Source organism: Tessaracoccus sp. O5.2 (assembly GCF_964266725.1).
GTDB lineage: Bacteria > Actinomycetota > Actinomycetes > Propionibacteriales > Propionibacteriaceae > Arachnia > Arachnia lapidicapta.
Genome location: NZ_CAXWGV010000001.1, coordinates 1 through 18,894, shown reverse-complemented (window position 1 = coordinate 18,894; position 18,894 = coordinate 1). Strand labels below are relative to the sequence as shown.

17 protein-coding genes and 1 tRNA gene are annotated in these 18,894 nt (G+C 70.3%); 8 read left to right on the top strand and 10 right to left on the bottom strand.

The features are described 5' to 3' along the window. Window positions 1–17 precede the first annotated feature (17 nt). From ftsX to prfB, 3 genes are all read right to left on the bottom strand, one after another. Entirely contained in the window at window positions 18–920 is a 903-nt protein-coding gene (gene ftsX / locus ACFQPD_RS00090; protein ID WP_218058954.1) for a permease-like cell division protein FtsX, read from the bottom strand. Between the two features lie 17 nt (window positions 921–937). After that, window positions 938–1,624, bottom strand: a complete 687-nt coding sequence (ftsE, locus tag ACFQPD_RS00085; protein ID WP_068752084.1) for a cell division ATP-binding protein FtsE — start codon at window positions 1,622–1,624, stop codon at window positions 938–940. Window positions 1,625–1,721: 97 nt separating this feature from the next. Further along, complete coding sequence (prfB, locus tag ACFQPD_RS00080) at window positions 1,722–2,834, bottom strand: peptide chain release factor 2 (RefSeq protein WP_068752085.1); 1,113 nt, start codon at window positions 2,832–2,834, stop codon at window positions 1,722–1,724. An 81-nt stretch (window positions 2,835–2,915) separates the two neighbouring features. On the opposite strand from prfB, the gene ACFQPD_RS00075 reads away from it, so the two are divergent. From ACFQPD_RS00075 to ACFQPD_RS00065, 3 genes are all read left to right on the top strand, one after another. Continuing rightward, on the top strand, window positions 2,916–3,371 hold the full coding sequence (locus tag ACFQPD_RS00075) for a GatB/YqeY domain-containing protein (RefSeq protein ID WP_068752086.1): 456 nt from the start codon (window positions 2,916–2,918) through the stop codon (window positions 3,369–3,371). A gap of 59 nt (window positions 3,372–3,430) precedes the next feature. After that, window positions 3,431–3,504: transfer RNA gene (locus ACFQPD_RS00070), tRNA-Val, on the top strand. A gap of 21 nt (window positions 3,505–3,525) precedes the next feature. Further along, window positions 3,526–4,350, top strand: a complete 825-nt coding sequence (locus ACFQPD_RS00065) for a hypothetical protein (RefSeq protein ID WP_385897182.1) — start codon at window positions 3,526–3,528, stop codon at window positions 4,348–4,350. A 4-nt stretch (window positions 4,351–4,354) separates the two neighbouring features. Here the strand turns inward: ACFQPD_RS00065 and ACFQPD_RS00060 are convergent, their stop codons facing one another. The 6 genes from ACFQPD_RS00060 to cobF all read right to left on the bottom strand — a co-directional run bounded on the left by ACFQPD_RS00060 (window position 4,355) and on the right by cobF (window position 13,271). After that, entirely contained in the window at window positions 4,355–6,565 is a 2,211-nt protein-coding gene (locus ACFQPD_RS00060; RefSeq protein WP_385897179.1) for a 6-phosphofructokinase, read from the bottom strand. Then, window positions 6,562–7,038 carry a DUF3052 domain-containing protein gene (locus ACFQPD_RS00055; RefSeq protein ID WP_385897177.1) on the bottom strand — a complete coding sequence of 159 codons (477 nt, stop codon included), beginning with the start codon at window positions 7,036–7,038 and terminating at the stop codon, window positions 6,562–6,564. The genes ACFQPD_RS00060 and ACFQPD_RS00055 overlap by 4 nt, the downstream gene beginning before the upstream one ends. Window positions 7,039–7,116: 78 nt before the next feature. Continuing rightward, a complete protein-coding gene (aceE, locus tag ACFQPD_RS00050; RefSeq protein ID WP_385897174.1) occupies window positions 7,117–9,876 on the bottom strand; it encodes a pyruvate dehydrogenase (acetyl-transferring), homodimeric type in 2,760 nt (919 codons plus the stop codon). Between the two features lie 146 nt (window positions 9,877–10,022). Next, window positions 10,023–11,039, bottom strand: a complete 1,017-nt coding sequence (locus ACFQPD_RS00045; RefSeq protein WP_385897171.1) for a PHP domain-containing protein — start codon at window positions 11,037–11,039, stop codon at window positions 10,023–10,025. Beyond that, on the bottom strand, window positions 11,036–12,442 hold the full coding sequence (locus ACFQPD_RS00040) for an alanine/glycine:cation symporter family protein (RefSeq protein WP_385897168.1): 1,407 nt from the start codon (window positions 12,440–12,442) through the stop codon (window positions 11,036–11,038). Before ACFQPD_RS00040 ends, ACFQPD_RS00045 begins: the two co-directional genes overlap by 4 nt. A gap of 100 nt (window positions 12,443–12,542) precedes the next feature. Then, window positions 12,543–13,271 carry a precorrin-6A synthase (deacetylating) gene (cobF, locus tag ACFQPD_RS00035; protein ID WP_068752091.1) on the bottom strand — a complete coding sequence of 243 codons (729 nt, stop codon included), beginning with the start codon at window positions 13,269–13,271 and terminating at the stop codon, window positions 12,543–12,545. A gap of 52 nt (window positions 13,272–13,323) precedes the next feature. Here cobF and ACFQPD_RS00030 point away from each other — a divergent pair, with 52 nt between their 5' ends. The 5 genes from ACFQPD_RS00030 to ACFQPD_RS00010 all read left to right on the top strand — a co-directional run bounded on the left by ACFQPD_RS00030 (window position 13,324) and on the right by ACFQPD_RS00010 (window position 18,127). Further along, window positions 13,324–14,505, top strand: coding sequence for a PucR family transcriptional regulator (locus ACFQPD_RS00030; protein ID WP_385897165.1), 1,182 nt, complete (start codon window positions 13,324–13,326; stop codon window positions 14,503–14,505). Between the two features lie 102 nt (window positions 14,506–14,607). Further along, on the top strand, window positions 14,608–15,522 hold the full coding sequence (locus ACFQPD_RS00025) for an ACP S-malonyltransferase (protein ID WP_385897164.1): 915 nt from the start codon (window positions 14,608–14,610) through the stop codon (window positions 15,520–15,522). Window positions 15,523–15,539: 17 nt separating this feature from the next. Further along, window positions 15,540–16,529, top strand: coding sequence for a beta-ketoacyl-ACP synthase III (locus tag ACFQPD_RS00020; protein WP_385897161.1), 990 nt, complete (start codon window positions 15,540–15,542; stop codon window positions 16,527–16,529). Window positions 16,530–16,558: 29 nt separating this feature from the next. Further along, the gene (locus ACFQPD_RS00015) at window positions 16,559–16,804 is read left to right on the top strand and encodes an acyl carrier protein (protein ID WP_068752095.1); all 246 of its coding nucleotides are present in this window, start codon (window positions 16,559–16,561) and stop codon (window positions 16,802–16,804) included. A gap of 66 nt (window positions 16,805–16,870) precedes the next feature. Continuing rightward, window positions 16,871–18,127 carry a beta-ketoacyl synthase gene (locus ACFQPD_RS00010; protein ID WP_068752096.1) on the top strand — a complete coding sequence of 419 codons (1,257 nt, stop codon included), beginning with the start codon at window positions 16,871–16,873 and terminating at the stop codon, window positions 18,125–18,127. A gap of 15 nt (window positions 18,128–18,142) precedes the next feature. Here ACFQPD_RS00010 and ACFQPD_RS00005 read toward each other — a convergent pair whose 3' ends face one another. Next, complete coding sequence (locus ACFQPD_RS00005) at window positions 18,143–18,667, bottom strand: DUF3145 domain-containing protein (RefSeq protein WP_385897156.1); 525 nt, start codon at window positions 18,665–18,667, stop codon at window positions 18,143–18,145. Between the last annotated feature and the right edge of the window lie 227 nt (window positions 18,668–18,894).

Here is an 18,894-nt window from a genome sequence, read left to right as displayed (position 1 = left end):
GCCTCCTTCAACGTTGACTAGATGCGCAGGTACTTACGGGTCGCCAGCAGCGTGGGCACGATCGACAAGGCGATACCCACGGCCGCTATGGCAAGAATTGCAGTGACAAGGTCTCCCCAGCCAATCCACGGTAAAGCTGTGATTGAGGTTGCCGCGTTCTGGACGATGACGAACCAGTAGCCCGCGGTGAGGGCGACGGCCGCCAGGATGATCCCCACCAGGCCGGCCACGAGCGACTCGAGGAGGAACGGCAGGAGGATGTAGAGGTTGGAGGCGCCGACGAGCCGCATGATGCCGATCTCCCGGCGCCTCGTGAACGCCGCCATCCGGATGGTGTTGGCGATCTGCAGCGACGCCGCCAGCAGCAGCAGCGCGCTCATGGTGATCGTCGCCCACTGGAGCGCGCCCAGCCAGGTGAACATCGGCTCCAGGACTGTGTGGAGGTCCTGGACGTTCTGCACGCCCTGCAGACCCTCCGCCTCACTGACGACGCCCGCGTAGTTCTCAGGGTTGGCGAGGCGGACGCGGAACGAGTCCTGCATGTCCTCGGCCGTGCGCGACGCCACGACCGGGGAGTCCTTGAACACGCGCTGGAACTCCTCGAAGGCGGCCTGCTTCGACTCGTAGACCACCTCGCTGACCTCCGGGTTCGCCTCCAGGGTCTGCTGGATCTGCTCGCGTTGGGCGTCGGTGGTGCCCTTGCCCGCCTCACAGCGACCGCCCTGCGTCTGCTCGGTGCAGAGGAACACGGAGATCTCGATTTTGTCGTAGAGGCTGCGCTTGGCGAGATCGACTTCCATGGACGTGAGGAGCCCGGCCCCGAGCAGCGACAGCGACACGCCCATGGTGACGATCACGGCGATCGTCATGGCGAGGTTGCGCTTGAGCCCAGACCAGGTCTCGCGGAGGGAATGACGCATGTGGTGGTTCTCCTGTCCTACGCCGTGCCGTAGACGCCCTTCGCCTGGTCCCGCACGAGTTCTCCCTGACGGAGCTCGAGGACCCGGCGACGCATCTGGTCGACGATGGACGAGTCGTGGGTGGCCATGATCACGGTGGTGTCGGCCTTGTTGATCCGGTCGAGCAGCTTCATGATGCCGACGGAGGTCTCCGGATCCAGGTTTCCGGTGGGCTCGTCGGCGATGAGGATCTTTGGGCGGTTGACGAACGCGCGGGCGATCGCCACCCGCTGCTGCTCGCCGCCGGAGAGCTCCTCCGAGGGGCGATCCGCCTTCCCCGTGAGTCCGACGAGGTCCAGGGTCTCCGGCACGATGCGCCGGATCTCGCGGGCGGGCCGGCCGATCACCTGCAGGGCGAAGGCCACGTTCTCGTAGACGGTCTTGCCCGGCAGCAGCCGGAAGTCCTGGAACACGGTGCCGATCTGCCGGCGCAGGGCCGGCACCTTCCACTGGTTCATGGTGCTGAGGTTCTTGCCGGCGACGTACAGGGTGCCCTTCGTGGGCCGGTACTCGCGCAGGATCAGGCGGATGAACGTCGTCTTCCCGGAACCGGACTGGCCGACGAGGAACACGAACTCACCGCGGCCGATCTCCAGGTTGATGTTGCGCAGCGCGGCGCGCTCCTGCCCTGGATAGAACTTGGTGACGTCCTCGAACGTGATCACGCACTTACTCCGACGGTTGGGGAAGAACCTGAGAAACTCTCAGTTGTCGTGGAGAGTCTACGCGACCGTGTCAAGGCCTCCAGCCCGACACGCGGCGTCACCCGGCCAGTTCCGCCTTCTTCCGCCAGCGGATGCCGGCGTCGATGAAGCCGTCGATGTCGCCGTCGAACACGGCCTCGGGGTTGCCCACCTCGTGGTCGGTGCGCAGGTCCTTGACCATCTGGTACGGGTTCATGACGTAGGACCGCATCTGCGCGCCCCAGCTGTTTCCGCCGTCGCCCTTGAGCGCGTTGAGCTCCTTCTCGCGCTCCTGCCGGGCGCGTTCAAGGAGCCGGGACTGGAGCACGCGCAGTGCCGCCGCCTTGTTCTGCAGCTGCGACTTCTCGTTCTGGCAGCTGACGACGATGCCGGTGGGCAGGTGGGTGATGCGGACGGCCGAGTCGGTGGTGTTGACCGACTGTCCGCCGGGACCCGAGGAGCGGAAGACGTCGATGCGGAGCTCGGCCTCCGGGATGTCGATGTGGTCGGTCTCCTCCGTCACGGGCAGCACCTCGACGCCCGCGAAGGACGTCTGGCGCCGGCCCTGGTTGTCGAACGGGGAGATGCGGACGAGCCGGTGCGTGCCCTGCTCCACCGACAGCGTCCCGTACGCGAAGGGGGCCTTCACGGCGAACGTCACCGACTTCAGACCGGCCTCCTCCGCGTAGGAGGTGTCGTAGATCTCCGTCGGGTAGCCGTGGCGGTCCGCCCACCGCAGATACATGCGCATGAGCATCTCGGCGAAGTCGGCCGCGTCCACCCCGCCCGCCTCGGCGCGGATGGTGATGAGGGCGTCACGCGGGTCGTACTCGCCGGACAGCAGCGTCCGCACCTCGAGCGCCTCGATGTCGCGGCCGAGCGTGGACAGCTCCTTGACGACCTCGGCGCGGGCGTCGGCGTCCCCTTCCTCCTCCGCCATCTCGAGCATGAGACCGGCGTCGTCGAGCCTGGTGCGCAGTCCGACCAGCCGGTCCACCTCGCCCTGCTTGGCGGAGAGCTGCGACGTCACGCGCTGCGCGTTCTCCTGGTCGTCCCAGAGGTCGGGCGCCGCCACCTGCTCCTCGAGCACCGCGATCTCGGCGCGCAGTTTCTCGACATCGGCCACCGCCTCGATGGAGGCGAGGGAGCGCCCGAGGTCGGAGAGCCGCTGGGAGAGATCATCGTTAGCCACGATCGACCATCCTACCGGCAGTTCGTCCGGGCGCCCCCCTGCCACAATGGGGGACGACCACACACCAGGACGGGGAGTTTCATGGCTGCGACGAAGGACCGGTTGAAGCGAGATCTCGCGGCGGCGCTACGCGCCCGGGACGAGACGGCCAAGAGCAACATCCGGATGATGATGGCCGCGCTCACGGTGGAGGAGGTGGCGGGCGACACCGCCCGTGAGCTGAGCGACGCCGAGGAACTGGCCGTCGTGACCAAGGAGATGCGCAAGCGCCGCGACTCCGCCGAGACCTACGCGGCCGCCGGTCGTCAGGACCTGGCGGACAAGGAGTCCGCCGAGGCCGAGTTCATCGCCGCTTACCTCCCGGCGCCCCTCACCGACGTGGAGCTCGCCGCTCTCGTGGATGAGGAGATCGCCGCCCTGGGCGCCCCTGCCACGATGAAGAACATGGGCGGCCTCGTCAAGGCGGTGACCGCGCGAGCGGAGGGGCGTGCCGAAGGACGGACCATCGCCGCCCTCGTCCGGGCGCGCCTGGCGTGACCGCCCGCCGCACGAGGCTGGCTCGCCACGGGCGCATTGGGTAGTGTGGGGTGGCGCTCGGGCGCATAGCTCAGTTGGTTAGAGCACCTGCCTTACAAGCAGGGAGTCGGGGGTTCGAGTCCCTCTGCGCCCACCGCACGGGAGGGAGACGAGCATGACGACGCCTCGGCGCGCGATGTCCCCAGAACCCGGCCACGCCCTGCGCGGCGGCGCCCGCCGCGGGCTGCCGCCGACACCGGATCCCGAGCGGGAGCAGCGGAGCGCATGGCTCGCACTGGCGATCCTGGCCGCCGTGCTGGTGGTGGCCGTCATCGGTCTGCAGCTCGGTCTCGGGCCGCGGACGTCGGCCTCGCCGTCGCCCACCCCCGCCGTCACGGCGACGCCCACGACGTCGTCGGCGACGCCCACGACGACACCGAGCACGTCCCCGTCACCCGCGCCGACCGGCTCCCCCACGTCGATGAGCTCTCCGCCGGCCGCGTCCCCCTCCCCCACCCCGCCCAGGGTGCTGGATCTCGGTGACGCGGTCGTGACGGTGCCGGACGGCTGGGAGGTGTACGCCGACGAACTGGTCCAGGACGCGCGCCGCCTCGTGCGCCTCCGTGACCCGGCCACCGACGTGCGGGTGCAGATCGTCACGCTCACCACGGTCACGGGCGAACTCGACCAGGCGTGCCGTGACCTCGTCGCCGACCAGCGGTCGGCCTTTACGGGGGTCGCCACGTCCCTGGTCGTCGACGTTCCGGTGGGCGCCGGCGCCACGGCGGTGTCGTGCGCGTTCACCGGGACACGCGTCAGCGACGGCGTCCCCAACAAGACGGAGTTCACGTTGCTGCGCCGCGACAGCGACGCCCAGACATTGGTGTTCCGCGACACCATCCCGTCGGCCACCGGGGACGACGCCCCCGTCCTGGCGACGCTCACCGGGATGGAGTGCGCCGCCGCCGAGAGCTTCGGCGTGGCGGTCCAGGCCTGCTAGCGGTTCACTCCTGTCCCGGCTTCCGGCTCAGCTGGTCGAACACCGCCCGCAGGCGCAGCCACCACTGTTCCCGGGGGCGCTGCCGCTCCCAGTCCATGTGGTCGGTCACGTCGCGCAGCGGCGCCATGAGGCCCGGCGTCCCGCTGTGGGCGGCCACGTAGTCGTCCGTGCCGCTCTGCAGCTGGCGGTCGAGATTCACCAGCGCCTGGTGGGCCAGGCGGGTCGCGTTGATGCGGTCGAACGGCGACGGCGTGCCGCCCTGCTGCACGTGGCCGATGAGCGCCCTCCGGACGGAGTACAGCCCGCGACCCTCCGCCTCGAACAGTCGGGCGAGGACGTCGGCGGTGTAGTGCTCGCTGGTCTCCTCCCCCATGACGGCGAGATAGAAGCTGCGGCCGGTCTCGAAGGCGTCGACCAGCGCCTCGATGTCGGCCGACAGCTGCTCGAGCGTGATGCCCGACTCCGGCAGGTACGCCTTCTCGGCGCCGCCGGCGATGCCGCCGAGGAGGGGCAGGAACCCGCAGGTGCGGCCCATGGTCTCGACGACGAAGGCGCGCTTGCTCGCCGACGCGGACATCCGCACCATGTCGATGGAGGACACGATGGTGTTGAGCGCCGTGTCGGCGCCCACAGCCATGGGCCAGCCTGGGAGGTTGTTGTCGATGCTGGCCGGCAGCAGCGCGAGCGGGATGTTGAAGGCGGGATACCTGCGGCGCTCCCGCTCCATCAGGTCCACGGTGGCGTAGGCGTGGAACCCGCCCATGACGAGCAGCGCGTCGACGCCGTGATCCTCGAGGCTGCGGGCCATCTGGTAGAGCTCGCTCTCCTGCGGCACGTACCGGCGCGTCCCGAACGCGGCTCCACCCGTGTGTGCCATGCCCTCGACGTCGGACCAGCCGACCTGGCGCAGGTCCCCGTTGATGAGGCCGGGCACGCCCCCGATCACGGCCATCATCTCGTACCCGAGGTCGAGGCCGGCGCGGACGGCGACCCGCGCCAACTGGTTCATGCCGGGGGCGAGGGCACCGGCATGCATGACGGCGATCCGGCGCGGCGTCTCCGGCGGGGACACGCTGGGCCTAGCTTCGTGCAGCATGCGGTAGATGTCGATCATGGTGAGGAAGCCGTGGCCCCGCGCCGCCACCGCGGCGTCGTAGTCGGCTGAGGCGATCAAGTCACCGATCCGGTGCGTGGCCTCCACGGCCGAGAGCAGCCCCGTGGTGTGCACGGCGTCGCGATGGACGCCGACGAGGACGGGCTCGCTGTCCGGCTCGGCGTCGAGCACCTGCCTGACGGCCTCGACGCCGCACGCGGTGGCCATCCACCGGTCGTAGGCCGACGGCGTCCCGCCGCGCTGGACGTGGCCGAGGATGGTGATCCGCGCCTCTTCGCCGGTGCGCTCGCGCAGGACGTCCTGGATGCGGGAGGCCGTGATGGGGGTCCCGTCGCGGTCGGCTGCGCCCTCGGCGACGATGAGGATGGAGTCGCGGCGACCCGCGGCGCGGCCGCGCGCCAGGACGTCGACCATGCGGTCCTCCCATCCCGGGCGCGGCGGCGACTCGGGCAGGAACGTGTAGTCGGCTCCGCCGGCGATCGCGCTCATCAGGGCGAGGTAGCCGCAGTGGCGGCCCATCACCTCGACGATGAAGGTGCGGCGGTGGGACTCCGCGGTGGAGCTGATCGCGTCGATCGCCTCCGTGATGCGGTGCAGGGCCGAGTCGGTGCCGATGGTCATGTCGGTGCCGACCATGTCGTTGTCGATGGATCCCACGAGGCCCGCGATGTGCAGCCGGGGGTGCCGCGCCGCCTGCTCGGGGGTGATGCGGCCGGCCTCGACGAGCTCCGCGACGTACTCGGGCCAGCCCAGGCACAGATGCCTGCTGCCGGTGAGGGATCCGTCGCCGCCGATGACGATGAGGCGGTCGATCCCCTTCTCGATCAGGTTGGCCACCGCGGTGACCTGGCCCTCGCGGGTCCGGAACTCCGCGGACCGGGCGGTGCCGATCACGGTCCCGCCCTTGCTGAGGATGCCGGACACGTCGCTCCAGCCGAGGCGCACGATGTGCTCGCCGCCCTGGATGGCGCCCTGCCACCCCTCCCGGATGGCGAAGACCTCGGCACCCTCGTGGATGCCGGTCCGCACGATCGCGCGCACCGCCGCGTTCATGCCCTGGGCGTCCCCGCCCGAGGTCATGACGCCGATGCGCACCGTCATCTGCGGAAGCCCTTGGGGCGCACGACCTTGGTCGCCTGCCAGTCCTCGGCGACGCTGGCGGTCTTCGTCAGCGTGAGTCCGGCGATCGTGACGCCTTCCGCCACCGAGGCGGGGCCGATGAATCCAGGGCGACCGACCTTGGGCGTGAGTAGCCAGATGTAGCCCGCATCCGTGAGATCCGTCAGCGCGTCGACCAGCCCGTCCGCGACGTCGCCGTCCTCGTCACGCCACCACAGCACGACGACGTCGACCGCCTCCAACGGTTCGTCCACCATCTCCGCGTCGAGGATGTCCATGATGTCGTCGCGCAGGTCGGAGTCGACGTCCTCGTCCCAGCCCAGCTCCTGGACGATCATTCCTGGGTCGAGGCCGAGGAGCTCCGCACCACTCGTGCCGTCATGGCCGGATGCGAGGCCCTTTCCTTCAGTGTTGTCCACGGGCCCAAGCCTGCCAGATGGGCCATCGCTTCGCATCAACCACCCCCGCCAGAGGCGACGAACGGCGCGGGGCCGATGCTCTCGACCCCGCGCCGTCCCGTCCGCTTCACGCGATCAGGCGTCGCCGCCCGCGTTGCCCGAGGACCCGGCCGTCACGTCGTCGAGCCGGTACTTCTCCGCGGCCTGGGTGGCCCATTCCTGCGGCACCTCGCCCGCCAGTGCCAGCCGCTGCAGGACGGACACTGCGATCGACGGACCGTCGATCTTGAAGAAGCGCCGCGCCGCGGCCCGCGTGTCGGAGAACCCGAAGCCGTCGGCGCCCAGCGTCGTGTAGTCCCGGGGCACCCACTGGCGGATCTGGTCGGGGACGGCGCGCATGTAGTCGGACACCGCGACGACGGGGCCGGCGGTGTCCTTGAGCTTGCGCTCCACCCAGGTCTCGCCGTGGCTTCCGAACGGATCAGAGAACTTGCGCTCGTCCAGTTCGAGTCCTTCACGCCGCAACTCGCCCCACGAGGTGACGCTCCACACGTCCGCCACGATGCCGTAGTCGTTCTTCAGCAGTTCCTGCGCCTCGAGGGCCCACGGGACGGCGACGCCGGAGGCGAGGATCTGGGCGCGTCGGGCGTCCTCCCCCACCCCGTCGAACGAACCGGCCTTGAACAGGTACATGCCGCGCAGGATGCCCTCGACCTCGACGCCCTCCGGCTCCGCCGGCTGGACCAGCGGCTCGTTGTACACCGTGAGGTAGTAGATGAGGTTCTCGGGGTCCTCGCCATACATGCGGCGCAGCCCGTCCTTGACGATGTGGGCGATCTCGTAGCCCCAGGCCGGGTCGTAGGCGACGACCGCCGTGTTGGTCGACGCCAGGATCGGCGAGTGGCCGTCCATGTGCTGCGTGCCCTCGCCGGTGAGCGTCGTGCGGCCGGCGGTCGCGCCGATGAGGAACCCCCGCGACAGCTGGTCAGCCGCCGCCCAAATCGCGTCGCCCGTGCGCTGGAAGCCGAACATCGAGTAGAAGACGTAGATCGGCACCATCGGCTCGCCGTGGGTCGAGTACGACGACCCGGCCGCGGTGAACGCGCCGAGCGAGCCGGCCTCGTTGATGCCGGTGTGCAGGATCTGGCCGTTCTTCGACTCGCGGTAGCTGAGGAACAGCTCGTTGTCGACCGGCGTGTAGTTCTGCCCGTGCGGGTTGTAGATCTTGATGGTCGGGAAGAACGCGTCCATGCCGAACGTGCGGGCCTCGTCGGGGATGATCGGCACGACGCGCGGCGCGAACTCCTTGTCCCGCATGAGGTCCTTGAGCAGCCGGACGAAGGCCATGGTGGTGGCCACCTGCTGGTTGCCCGAGCCCTTGCGCGACGAGTCGTAGGCCTTCTCCGCCGGCAGCGAGATGAACTTCTGGTCGCCGCGCCGCTCGGGGAGATATCCACCGAGCTCGCGCCGGCGCTCCTGCAGGTACTTGATCCGCGGATCGTCCTGCCCGGGATGGATGTACGGCGGACGGTAGGGATCCGCCTCGAGCTGCTCGTCGGTGATGGGGGCGTCGACGCGGTCGCGGAACGCCTTCAGGTCGTCGAGGGCCAGCTTCTTCATCTGGTGCGTGGCGTTGCGGCCCGCGAAGTGCTTGCCGAGGAAGTAGCCCTTGATCGTGTGCGCGAGGATGACCGTCGGCGCTCCGGTGAACTCCGTCGCGGCCTTGTACGCCGCGTACACCTTGGCGAAGTCGTGACCGCCGCGGGTGAGGCGCCAGATCTCGTCGTCGCTCCAGTCCTTGACCATGGCGGCGGTGCGGGGGTCGCGGCCGAAGAAGTGCTTGCGCACGTAGGCGCCGTCGTTGGCCTTGAAGGTCTGGAAGTCGCCGTCGGTGGTGGCGTTCATGAGGTTGACGAGCGCGCCCTCGTGGTCGTTGGCCAGCAGCGGATCCCAGCCGCGACCCCACACGACCTTGATGACGTTCCAGCCGGCGCCGCGGAAGAACGCCTCGAGCTCCTGCATGATCTTGCCGTTGCCGCGCACCGGGCCGTCGAGGCGCTGCAGGTTGCAGTTGACCACGAACGTGAGGTTGTCGAGCTCGTCGTTGGCGGCGAGCTGCAGCACCCCGCGCGACTCCGGCTCGTCCATCTCGCCGTCTCCCAGGAACGCCCACACGCGCTGCTGGGACGTGTCCTTGATGCCGCGATTGTGCAGGTACCGGTTGAACTGCGCCTGGTAGATCGCGTTGAGGGGCCCGAGGCCCATCGAGACGGTCGGGAACTCCCAGAACGACTCGAACTGGCGCGGGTGCGGATAGCTGGGCAGCGCCCGCAGCTCGCCGTCGACGTAGTGCGAGTGCTCCTGGCGGAAGCCGTCGAGGTCGTTCTCGTCGAGGCGGCCCTCGAGGAAGGCGCGCGCATACATGCCGGGCGAGGCGTGTCCCTGGAAGAAGATCTGGTCGCCGCCGCCGGGATGGTCCTTGCCGCGGAAGAAGTGGTTGAAGCCCACTTCGTAGAGCGTGGCCGACGAGGCATAGGACGCGATGTGCCCGCCGACGCCCACCCCGGGGCGCTGCGCACGGTGCACCATGATGGCCGCGTTCCAGCGCAGCAGGCGACGGATGCCGCGCTCCAGCGTCTCGTCGCCGGGGAAGGCCGGCTCGCTGGAGGCGGGGATGGTGTTGACGTAGTCCGTTCCGGTGAGCGAGGGCACCCCGATGTGACGTTCCCTGGCCCGCTCGAGCAGTTTGAGCATGACGTAGCGGGCGCGGTTGCGGCCGCCGGCGTCGATGACCCCGTCGAGGGACTCCAGCCACTCCGCGGTCTCCGCCGTGTCGATGTCGGGCAGATTGGTGGGCAGACCGTTGAGGATCGGTCCGGCCTCGTTCTGGCTCACGAAAGTTCCTCTCGATGAAAAAAACGTCCAGCGTGGGCATCGCGCTGCGGTGCCCGGATGTCTTACCCTAGCGCGCGCGGCGGTGGTGTGCCCGGGTTGACTGAGTGGCTCGCGGCGCTCGTGGGAACGGACCCAGGTCGGGTGCGTCAGCGGTGGCGGCGGCAGTGCTCGAGCAGGCGGTCGACGGGCCACGTCGTGATGATGCGGTCCGGGTCGATGCCGGCGGCGGCAGCGCGGGCGGCGCCGTAGGTGAGGAAGTCGAGTTGGCCCGGCGCGTGCGCGTCCGAGTCGATGCTGAACAGGCAGCCCGCGTCGGCGGCCGCGCGCATGAGGTCCAGCGGGGGGTCCTGGCGCTCGGGGCGCGCGTTGATCTCGACCGCGACGCCGAACATTGCGCAGGCCGCGAAGACCAGCTCCGGATCGAAGGTGGACTGGCCGCGCCACGTCCCGTCCCCGCGCAGCTTGCGGCCGGTGCAGTGGCCGAGGACCGTCGTCGCGGGATGGGCCACGGCACGGACCATGCGCGCGGTCATCGTCGCCGAGTCCGCCTTGAGGTCCGAGTGCACCGAGGCCACCACGACGTCGAGCCCGGCGAGCAGGTCCTCGGCGCGGTCGAGGGATCCGTCGGCGAGGATGTCGACCTCGCATCCCCGCAGCACGCGGATCGAGCGCCCCTGCTGGACGCGGTCGATCTCGTCCCACTGCTCCAGCAGGCGCTCCCGGCTCAGGCCGCGCGCCACCGTGAGCCGGGGCGAATGGTCGGTGATGGCGATGTACTCGTGCCCGAGGGCTTCGGCGACCTCGGCCATCTCGGGCAGGGGCGACCCGCCGTCGGACCATGTGGTGTGCGTGTGGAGGTCCCCGCGCAGCAGCGCCCTCAGCTTGTCGCCGGCGGGATCCAGCGACGCGGCGCCCTCCTCCCGGCGGCGAGCGAGCGCCTCGGGGACGCGCCCGGCCATGGCCTCGGTGACCAGCGCCGCCGTCTTGGGTCCGAACCGCGGCAGGGCCCGCCACCCCTCGACGGTGGTGGGCCGCTGGTCCGCGGGCAGGGTGGCGGCCACGTCGGCCGCCTCCCGGTAGGCGCGCACCCGGTAGGTGTCGGCGCGGCCGCGCTCCAGCCAGAACGCGTACTCACGCAGGACCGCGACCGGGTCCAGGGTCATCGCACCTGGTCGGCCATGAACGCGTCCACCTGGGCGCGGTTGGCGCGTAGCTTCGGATCGTTCTTGAGGTAGTGCGACGTCTCGCGCGCGATCAGGCCCGACAGCAGCAGCAGACCGACGAGGTTGGGCAGCGCCATGAGCCCGTTCATGATGTCGGCGAACGCCCAGACCACGCCGAGCGGCACGGTGGCGCCGATGTAGACCACGATCGTGAACAGGATGCGGTAGGCCAGCGTGGCGCGGGCGCCGAACAGGCGCTCGACGCAGCGGTCGCCATAGTAGGACCAGCCGAGGATGGTGGAGAACGCGAACAGGATGACCCCGATCGCCACGATGTATCCGCCCCAGTTCCCGGGCAGCCCGTGACTGAAGGCCATGGACGTGAGCAGCGCGGGGCTCTCCCCGTCGTCCCACACCCCCGTCGTGACGAGCACCAGACCGGTGAAGGAGACGACCACGATGGTGTCGATGAACGTCTGGGTCATGGACACCAGACCCTGGCGGACGGGGTGCGTGGTCTGCGCGGCCGCCGCGGCGATGGCCGCCGAGCCCATGCCGGACTCGTTGGAGAAGATGCCGCGGGCGACGCCGTACTGCACGGCCAGCATGAAGCTGCCGAAGGCGCCGCCGGCCATGCCCGGCCCGGTGAACGCCTGGCCGAAGATCAGCGCGAGCGCGCCCGGCACGTCGACGATGTTGACGATGAGGATGTAGAGCGCACCAAGGATGTAGAACACGATCATGAAGGGCACGAGGGCCGCCGTGACGGTGCCGATCGCGCGGATCCCGCCGAGGATGACCAGACCCGTGAACACCGCCATGACGATGGCGCTGATCTGGGGATCGATGCCGAAGGCGTTCTGGGCGTTGGCCGCGACCGAGTTGGCCTGGGTCATGTTCCCGATGCCGAAGCTCGCCAGCACCGCGAAGACCGCGAAGATGATGCTGAGAGCCACGCCCCAGCCGCCGGGCAGCGCCTTCTTCAGGTAGTACTGCGGGCCACCGGAGGCGTCGCCCTTCGCGTCCACGGTGCGGAACCGGACCGCCAGGAAGGCCTCGGAGTACTTGGACGCCATGCCCACCAGGCCGGTGACCCACATCCAGAACAGCGCTCCCGGCCCGCCCATGGAGATGGCGGTGGCGACACCGACGATGTTGCCGACACCGACCGTGGCGGCCAATGCCGTGGTCAGCGCCTGGAACTGGGAGATGTCACCTCCCTCGGCGTCGGCGTCCTTGCGCTCCCACAGCGCGAGGCGCAGCGCGGACCCCAACGTCCGGAACTGGATGCCGCGCAGCTTGATGGTCAGCCACAGACCGGTCAGCAGCAACAGCGGGATGAGGAGAAACGGTCCCCACACGAATCCCGCGATCTCTTCCAACAACGTCGTCAACGCTTCCACGTCGACCCCCTTCACTCAGTGAACGAGGGTCAACGTAGCGCGGGGTGGCCGCCCGGCGTCGGAGGCGCCGCGAACGTGTTACCGGGAGTTAACACGCCGCTCACGGCACCGGACGCAGCAGGTAGGTGTCCTGGATCCACCCGTGGTGGTCCACCAGCCTGCTGCGTAGCGCAGCCAGGTCGTCGGTCACCGTCCGCAGCGGCCCGTTCGCCAGGACCTGGTCCGGCGTGCCGAGGTAGGCGCCCCAGAAGACCTCGGTATCGGGGAACTCGGCCACCAGTCCGCGGCAGGCGAGGTCGGGATCGTTCATGACGACGACGTCGCCGAGGTCCGGCCGGTATTCGCTGAGCAGGCGCGCGCCCGTGGTGATGTGCACCGACGCCCCGGCGTTCAGGGCGATCTGGTGGGCCGCCGCCAGCACCTGCAGCGCGCTGACGCCCGGGATGACGGTCACGTCCACGGCCAGCGTGTCGCGGAGCGCGTCGACGACGCGCAGGATCGAGTCGTAGAGGCCGGGATCGCCCCACGCCAGGAACCCGACGGTGGCGTCCTGCGGGAGACCGGCGAGGATGTGGCTGTAGGTCGACAGGCGGCCCGCGTCCACGTCGCCCGGGTGCTCTCGCTGCGGGTCGAGGACCGTGATGACGCGGTGCGGGCGCTGCACGTGTCGCCGGAGCAGCTCGCTGCGGCGCCAGACGAGGTCGGGTTGGTCCTCGGCATGGTCGCCGACGAGGAAGACGTCGACCTCGTTCATCGCCGCCACGGCGTCCAGTGTCAGCTGCCCGAAGCCGCCGGGGCCGATCCCGATGACGAACACCTTGCGTCCCATGGGCGCTCAGCCTAGTCGGCGGCGGGGCGTCGCGGCGCACTACGCTGACGGGATGGACGTACGCCCCGGGACCGCTCCCGCGCTCATCTCCTCGGCCAGGGTCCGCTCAGGCATGATCAAGCGCCTGCAGTCGGCGACCGCCGAGATGAACACCGCGACGCTGACCGCGCTGGTCGCCCGCCACGAGTGGTTCACGCTGTTGGACGCCGAGTCGCGCTCCTGGATCGGGATCCTGGCGCGCGCCGGCATCGACGGGTTCGTGTCGTGGTTCGCCGGGGAGCCCTTCGCCCCGGAGTCCATCTTCGACGCCGCTCCCCGCGCCATGGCCCGGCGGATCACGCTGCAGCAGACCGTCGACCTGGTCCGCACGACCACCGACGTCGTGGAGGAACAGATCCAGCACCTCATGCCGCGCGGGGACCGGCAGGCGCTCCAACTCGGCATCGTGCACTACTCGCGCGAGGTGGCGTTCGCCGCGGCCGCGATCTACGCCCGCGCCGCCGAGGCCCGGGGCGCGTGGGACTCGCGGATCGAGGCGACGATCGTCGACGCCGTCGTCCGTGCGGAGACCGACGAGTCCGTGCTGTCGCGGGCCTCCACGCTGGGCTGGAGCACGGACTCGAAGGTGGTGGTCGCTATCGGCGGGGCACCGCAGGACGCCGCGGTGCTGGACGGGCTCCGCCGGGCGGCCGCCAAGCTCACGCTCGACGTCCTGGCCGCTCCCCAGGGCGACCGGCTCGTCGTGATCGCCGGCGGCGGCGTCGCCGACCCCGTCGAGACGTGTGAGCGGATCGGGCGCCTCCACGACTTCTTCGCTGAGGGGCCCGTCGTCGTCGGCCCCACGGTGGACGGGCTGGCCGGGGCGCACCGGTCCGCCCGCGCCGCGGCGTCCGGATACCGGGCGGCGAAGGCGTGGCCCGAGGGCCCCAGCACCATGCTGTCGGTCGACCTTCTCCCGGAGCGGGCGCTGGCCGGCGACGGGCACGCCCGGCGGACGTTGGCCTCGGAGATCTACCCGGCGTTGGCCGCCAACAAGGAACTCCTCGAGACGTGCGTCGGGTTCCTCGACTGCGGATCGTCGATGGAGGCGACGGCGCGCGCGCTGTTCGTGCACCCCAACACTGTGCGGTACCGCCTCAAGCGCATCCAGGAGGTCACCGGCTACAACCCGACCGACGCGCGGGAGGCGTACGTCCTGCGCATGGCGATCACGCTCGGACGGCTCCACAGCTGACCGCCACCGGTCGCGGCTTGTGGGAACCCCACAAACGGCCCACGGGCATTTCGTGCGTCTCGCGCCCGCATCGCGGGGGCCCGCCACGGCACAGTGGGAGACGTGCTAGCTATCGTCGCGCCGGGTCAGGGCGCCCAGACCCCCGGATTCCTCTCATCATGGCTCGACGACCCTGAGTTCGCGTCGCTCATCGCGGACTACTCCGAGGCCTGCGGGCTGGACCTGGCGCACTTCGGCACGCAGGCCGACGCCGAGACCATCCGCGACACCGCCATCGCGCAGCCCCTGCTCGTCGGCGCGGGTCTCGCCGTCGCGGCGCGGCTCGGCGCCGAGGCCGACGTCGTCGCCGGCCACTCCGTCGGAGAGCTGGCAGCCCTCGCCCTCGCGGGCGTGGTGACCGCTACCGACGCCCTGACGCTCGTGCGTGAGCGCGGCCTCGCGATGGCCGACGCCTCGGCGCTGCGCCGCACCTCCATGACCGCGGTCATCGGCGGCGACCGGGACGAGGTGCTGGCGGCCATCGCCGCCGCCGGTCTCACCGCCGCGAACAACAACGGCTCGGGCCAGATCGTCGCCGCGGGCACCGTCGAGGAACTCGAGGCGCTCGCCGCCGAGCCGCCGCGACGCGCCCGGCTGATCCCGCTCAGCGTGGCAGGGGCCTTCCACACCGTGCACATGGCGCCCGCCGTCGACCGGCTCGCGGCCGCGGCGGCCCAGGTGCAGGTGAGCGACCCCGGCACGCGGCTGCTCAGCAACGCGGACGGCGCGGTCGTCGCGTCAGGGCGCGACGCTCTGGATCGCGTGATCGCCCAGGTGGCCAACCCTGTCCGGTGGGACCTCTGCATGGCGACCATGGCGGAGCTCGGCGTCACCGGCCTCCTCGAGCTGCCCCCGTCGGGTACCCTCACCGGCATCGCGAAGCGCAATCTCAAGGGCGTCGAGCTGTTCAGCCTCAACACCCCCGACCAGTTGGCGGACGCGGCCGAGTTCTGCCGCACCCACCGCCAGTCCGCCTAGATCCGAGTAGGTCACACATGCCCCTCCAGTCCTCCACGGGCGCGCAGTACGCCCGCGTCATGTCGGTCGGCGGCGCCCGCGGCAGCCGCGTCGTCACCAATGCCGAGATGTGCACGATGATCGACTCCTCCGACGAGTGGATCACGCAGCGCACCGGCATCAAGGAGCGGCGCTGGGTCGCCGAGGGTGAGGACGCGGAGACCCTCGGCGCCGAGGCCGGCCGGAAGGCCATCGAGCGGGCCGGGTTGCAGCCCGCCGACATCGACGCCGTGATCGTGTCCACGATCTCCCACTACCGCCAGACCCCGTCGCTGGCCGCCATCCTCGCCGAGGATCTCGGCATGGACTCACCCGCCGCGTTCGACCTGTCGGCGGCCTGCGCGGGATTCTCCTACGGCGTCGGCCTCGCCGAGTCCATGGTGCGCGCCGGATCGGCTACGCACGTCCTGGTGATCGGCGTCGAGGTCCTGTCGAAGTACACCGACATGTCGGACCGCTCGACGGCGTTCCTGTTCTCCGACGGCGCCGGCGCCGTGGTCGTTGGACCCAGCGACACCCCGGCGATCGGCCCGACTGTGTGGGGCTCCAAGCCGGAGGATCACTCTGTCATCGAGGTCGACGACTGGCGCGATGTCGAGCCCGGCGCCGCGGGGCCGTTCATCCACATGGAGGGCCGCGAGGTCTTCAAGTGGGCCACCACCGCCATCGTCGAGAAGGCCGTCGAGACGCTCACGGCCTCGGGTCTGACGCCCGAGGAGCTCGACTGCTTCATCCCCCACCAGGCGAACAACCGGATCACGGATTCGATGTTGCGCCACCTCAAGCTGCCCGAGGACGTCGTGGTCGCCCGCGACATCGTCAACATGGGCAATTCGTCCGCGGCGTCGATCCCGCTGGCGATGGAGGCCCTGCTCGAATCCGGGCAGGCCAAGAGCGGTGACAGTGCACTGATCATCGGTTTCGGCGCGGGACTCGTGTTCGCGGGCCAGACCCTGATCCTGCCCTGATCGCACCACACCAGAAAGAAGGAGCCAGCATGGCCAGCACTGAAGAGATCCGCACCGACCTCGCCGAGATCGTCAACGACATCGCCGGCGTCGCCGTAGAGGACGTCCAGCTCGACAAGTCCTTCGTGGACGACCTCGGCGTCGACTCGCTGTCGATGGTCGAGATCATCTACGCCTGCGAGGACAAGTTCGGCGTGTCCATCCCCGACGAGGACGCCAAGAACCTCAAGACCGTGGGCGACGCGGTCGCCTACATCGAGCGCGCCGCCAACTGACGCGTCGGGGACGGCCCGCCGGGCCGTCCCCACCTTCCACCTTCCTGCCTGCTGACGAGGAGACCCATGTCCCAGACCGTCGTGATCACCGGCCTCGGCGCCACCACCCCCCTCGGCGGCGACGTCGAGAGCACCTGGGCCGGCCTGCTCGCCGGCCGCTCGGGCGTCGTGGCCCTCACCGAGGAGTGGGCCCAGGAGCTGCCCACCCGCATCGCGGCCAAGGCCGCCGTCGAGCCCACCGAGGTCATCGACCGGGTCGAGGCGCGCAAGCTCGACCGCTCCACGCAGCTCATGCAGGTCGCCGGCCTCGCGGCGTGGGCCGACGCCGGCTTCGGCCTGGGCGCCGACAACCCGGTCGACCCCGACCGCCTCGGTGTCGTGTGCGCCACCGGCATCGGCGGCCTCCACTCGCTGCTCAGCAACTGGGACGTCATGAAGGAGAAGGGCGTGCGGCGGGTGTCGCCGTTCACGATCCCCATGCTCATGGCGAACGCTCCCGCCGCGAACCTCGGCCTCAAGGTGCATGCCCGCGCCGGCGTCCACACCCCCGTGTCCGCCTGCGCCTCCTCGAACGAGGCCATCTCGCTCGGCCTCGACATGATCCGTCTCGGTCGCGCCGACGTCGTGCTCGTCGGCGGCGGCGAGGCGGTCATCCACCCGCTGCCCATCGGCGCCTTCGGCCAGATGCAGGCGCTGTCGCGCCGCAACGACGAGCCCGAGCGCGCGTCGCGGCCGTGGGACGTCGACCGCGACGGCTTCGTCCTCGGCGAAGGTGCCGCGCTGATGGTGATCGAGACCCTCGAGTCGGCCAAGGCCCGCGGGGCCAAGATCTACGGGACGCTGGCCGGCGCCGGCATCACGGCCGACAGCCACGACCTCGTGCAGCCGGATCCCGACGGCTACGGCCAGTCGCAAGCCATGATCAAGGGCCTGCGCGAAGCCGGTCTCACCGCCCGCGACATCGTCCACATCAACGCCCACGGCACCTCGACGCCGCAGGGGGACGTGACGGAGGCCGGGTCGATCCGCACGGCGCTGGGCACCGATGTCGAGCACGTCGTCGTCACGTCGACCAAGTCGATGACCGGGCACCTGCTCGGTGGCGCCGGAGCGCTGGAGACGGTCGCCACCGTGCTGGCCCTGCGCGAGCGCATGGTCCCGGGGACCATCAACGTCGACCGCATCGAGCCGGACCTCGGCATCGACGTGGCGACCAGCAACCGGCCGCTCCCCCAGGGCGACCTGGCCGCGGTCAACAACTCGTTCGGGTTCGGCGGCCACAACGTCGCGATCGTCGTCACCAACGAGAACATCACCGCCTGACGGGCGGCGCCCCGGTCACACCACCTGGTGCAACCAGCGGACCGGGGCGTCCTCGCCGGCGTGGCGGAACACCTCCAGCTCCTCGTCCCACGGCACCCCCAGGAGTCGTTCCAGCGCCTTGAGCACCGGCTCTCCGCCGAGCGCGTCGGTGGCCACCGCATGCTTGAGCCGGTCCTCCGGAACCAGGATGTCGCCGTGGACGCCGGTCACGGCGCTGAACGCCCCGAGGCCCGGCGTGTAGCAGAAGCGCTGGCCGTCGCTGGCCGCGGTGGGTTCCTCCGTCACCTCGAACCGGAGCCGGGACACCGCCGAGAGTGCGCTGGCGAGGGCCGCCCCGGTCCCGACGGGACCCGTCCACGACACCTCTGCCCGGCGCGTCCCGGGTTCAGCAGGCTGCGGGGTCCAGGGTAGGTGGGTGCGGCCGCCCAGGACTCCACCCACGGCCCATTCGATGTGCGGGCACAGCGCGGCCGACGCGGAGTGGACGAAGATCATCCCCCGCGCCGTGGGGCGGCTGGTCGTGTCGACACGAACAGTCATCTGGGTACCTCCTGGTTGGGCCGGATTGCCTTCCCCTGCGATCAGGCCCGCCCAGGTGTGCGCCCATTGTGCCCACACGCGGGCGCGACACGCAATGCCCCGAGTTGACTCATCAGAAACCTCCGCTTGTGCGGGGTCGTTGCCTCGGGTAGAAACCTCCGGTTAGGTGTGTCGTTGCCTCGGGTGAGGACCTCCGCGTGAGCACCATCACGGATGGAGCTGACGAT

What these genes read in the sequence shown, in the direction of transcription:
- ftsX (WP_218058954.1), bottom strand. Translation starts at nt 920, where the DNA reads ATGCGTCATTCCCTCCGCGAGACCTGGTCTGGGCTCAAGCGCAACCTC.
- ACFQPD_RS00075 (WP_068752086.1), top strand. Translation starts at nt 2,916, where the DNA reads ATGGCTGCGACGAAGGACCGGTTGAAGCGAGATCTCGCGGCGGCGCTA.
- ACFQPD_RS00065 (WP_385897182.1), top strand. Translation starts at nt 3,526, where the DNA reads ATGACGACGCCTCGGCGCGCGATGTCCCCAGAACCCGGCCACGCCCTG.
- ACFQPD_RS00060 (WP_385897179.1), bottom strand. Translation starts at nt 6,565, where the DNA reads ATGACGGTGCGCATCGGCGTCATGACCTCGGGCGGGGACGCCCAGGGC.
- ACFQPD_RS00055 (WP_385897177.1), bottom strand. Translation starts at nt 7,038, where the DNA reads ATGCGAAGCGATGGCCCATCTGGCAGGCTTGGGCCCGTGGACAACACT.
- ACFQPD_RS00045 (WP_385897171.1), bottom strand. Translation starts at nt 11,039, where the DNA reads ATGACCCTGGACCCGGTCGCGGTCCTGCGTGAGTACGCGTTCTGGCTG.
- cobF (WP_068752091.1), bottom strand. Translation starts at nt 13,271, where the DNA reads ATGGGACGCAAGGTGTTCGTCATCGGGATCGGCCCCGGCGGCTTCGGG.
- ACFQPD_RS00030 (WP_385897165.1), top strand. Translation starts at nt 13,324, where the DNA reads ATGGACGTACGCCCCGGGACCGCTCCCGCGCTCATCTCCTCGGCCAGG.
- ACFQPD_RS00020 (WP_385897161.1), top strand. Translation starts at nt 15,540, where the DNA reads ATGCCCCTCCAGTCCTCCACGGGCGCGCAGTACGCCCGCGTCATGTCG.
- ACFQPD_RS00015 (WP_068752095.1), top strand. Translation starts at nt 16,559, where the DNA reads ATGGCCAGCACTGAAGAGATCCGCACCGACCTCGCCGAGATCGTCAAC.
- ACFQPD_RS00010 (WP_068752096.1), top strand. Translation starts at nt 16,871, where the DNA reads ATGTCCCAGACCGTCGTGATCACCGGCCTCGGCGCCACCACCCCCCTC.
- ACFQPD_RS00005 (WP_385897156.1), bottom strand. Translation starts at nt 18,667, where the DNA reads ATGACTGTTCGTGTCGACACGACCAGCCGCCCCACGGCGCGGGGGATG.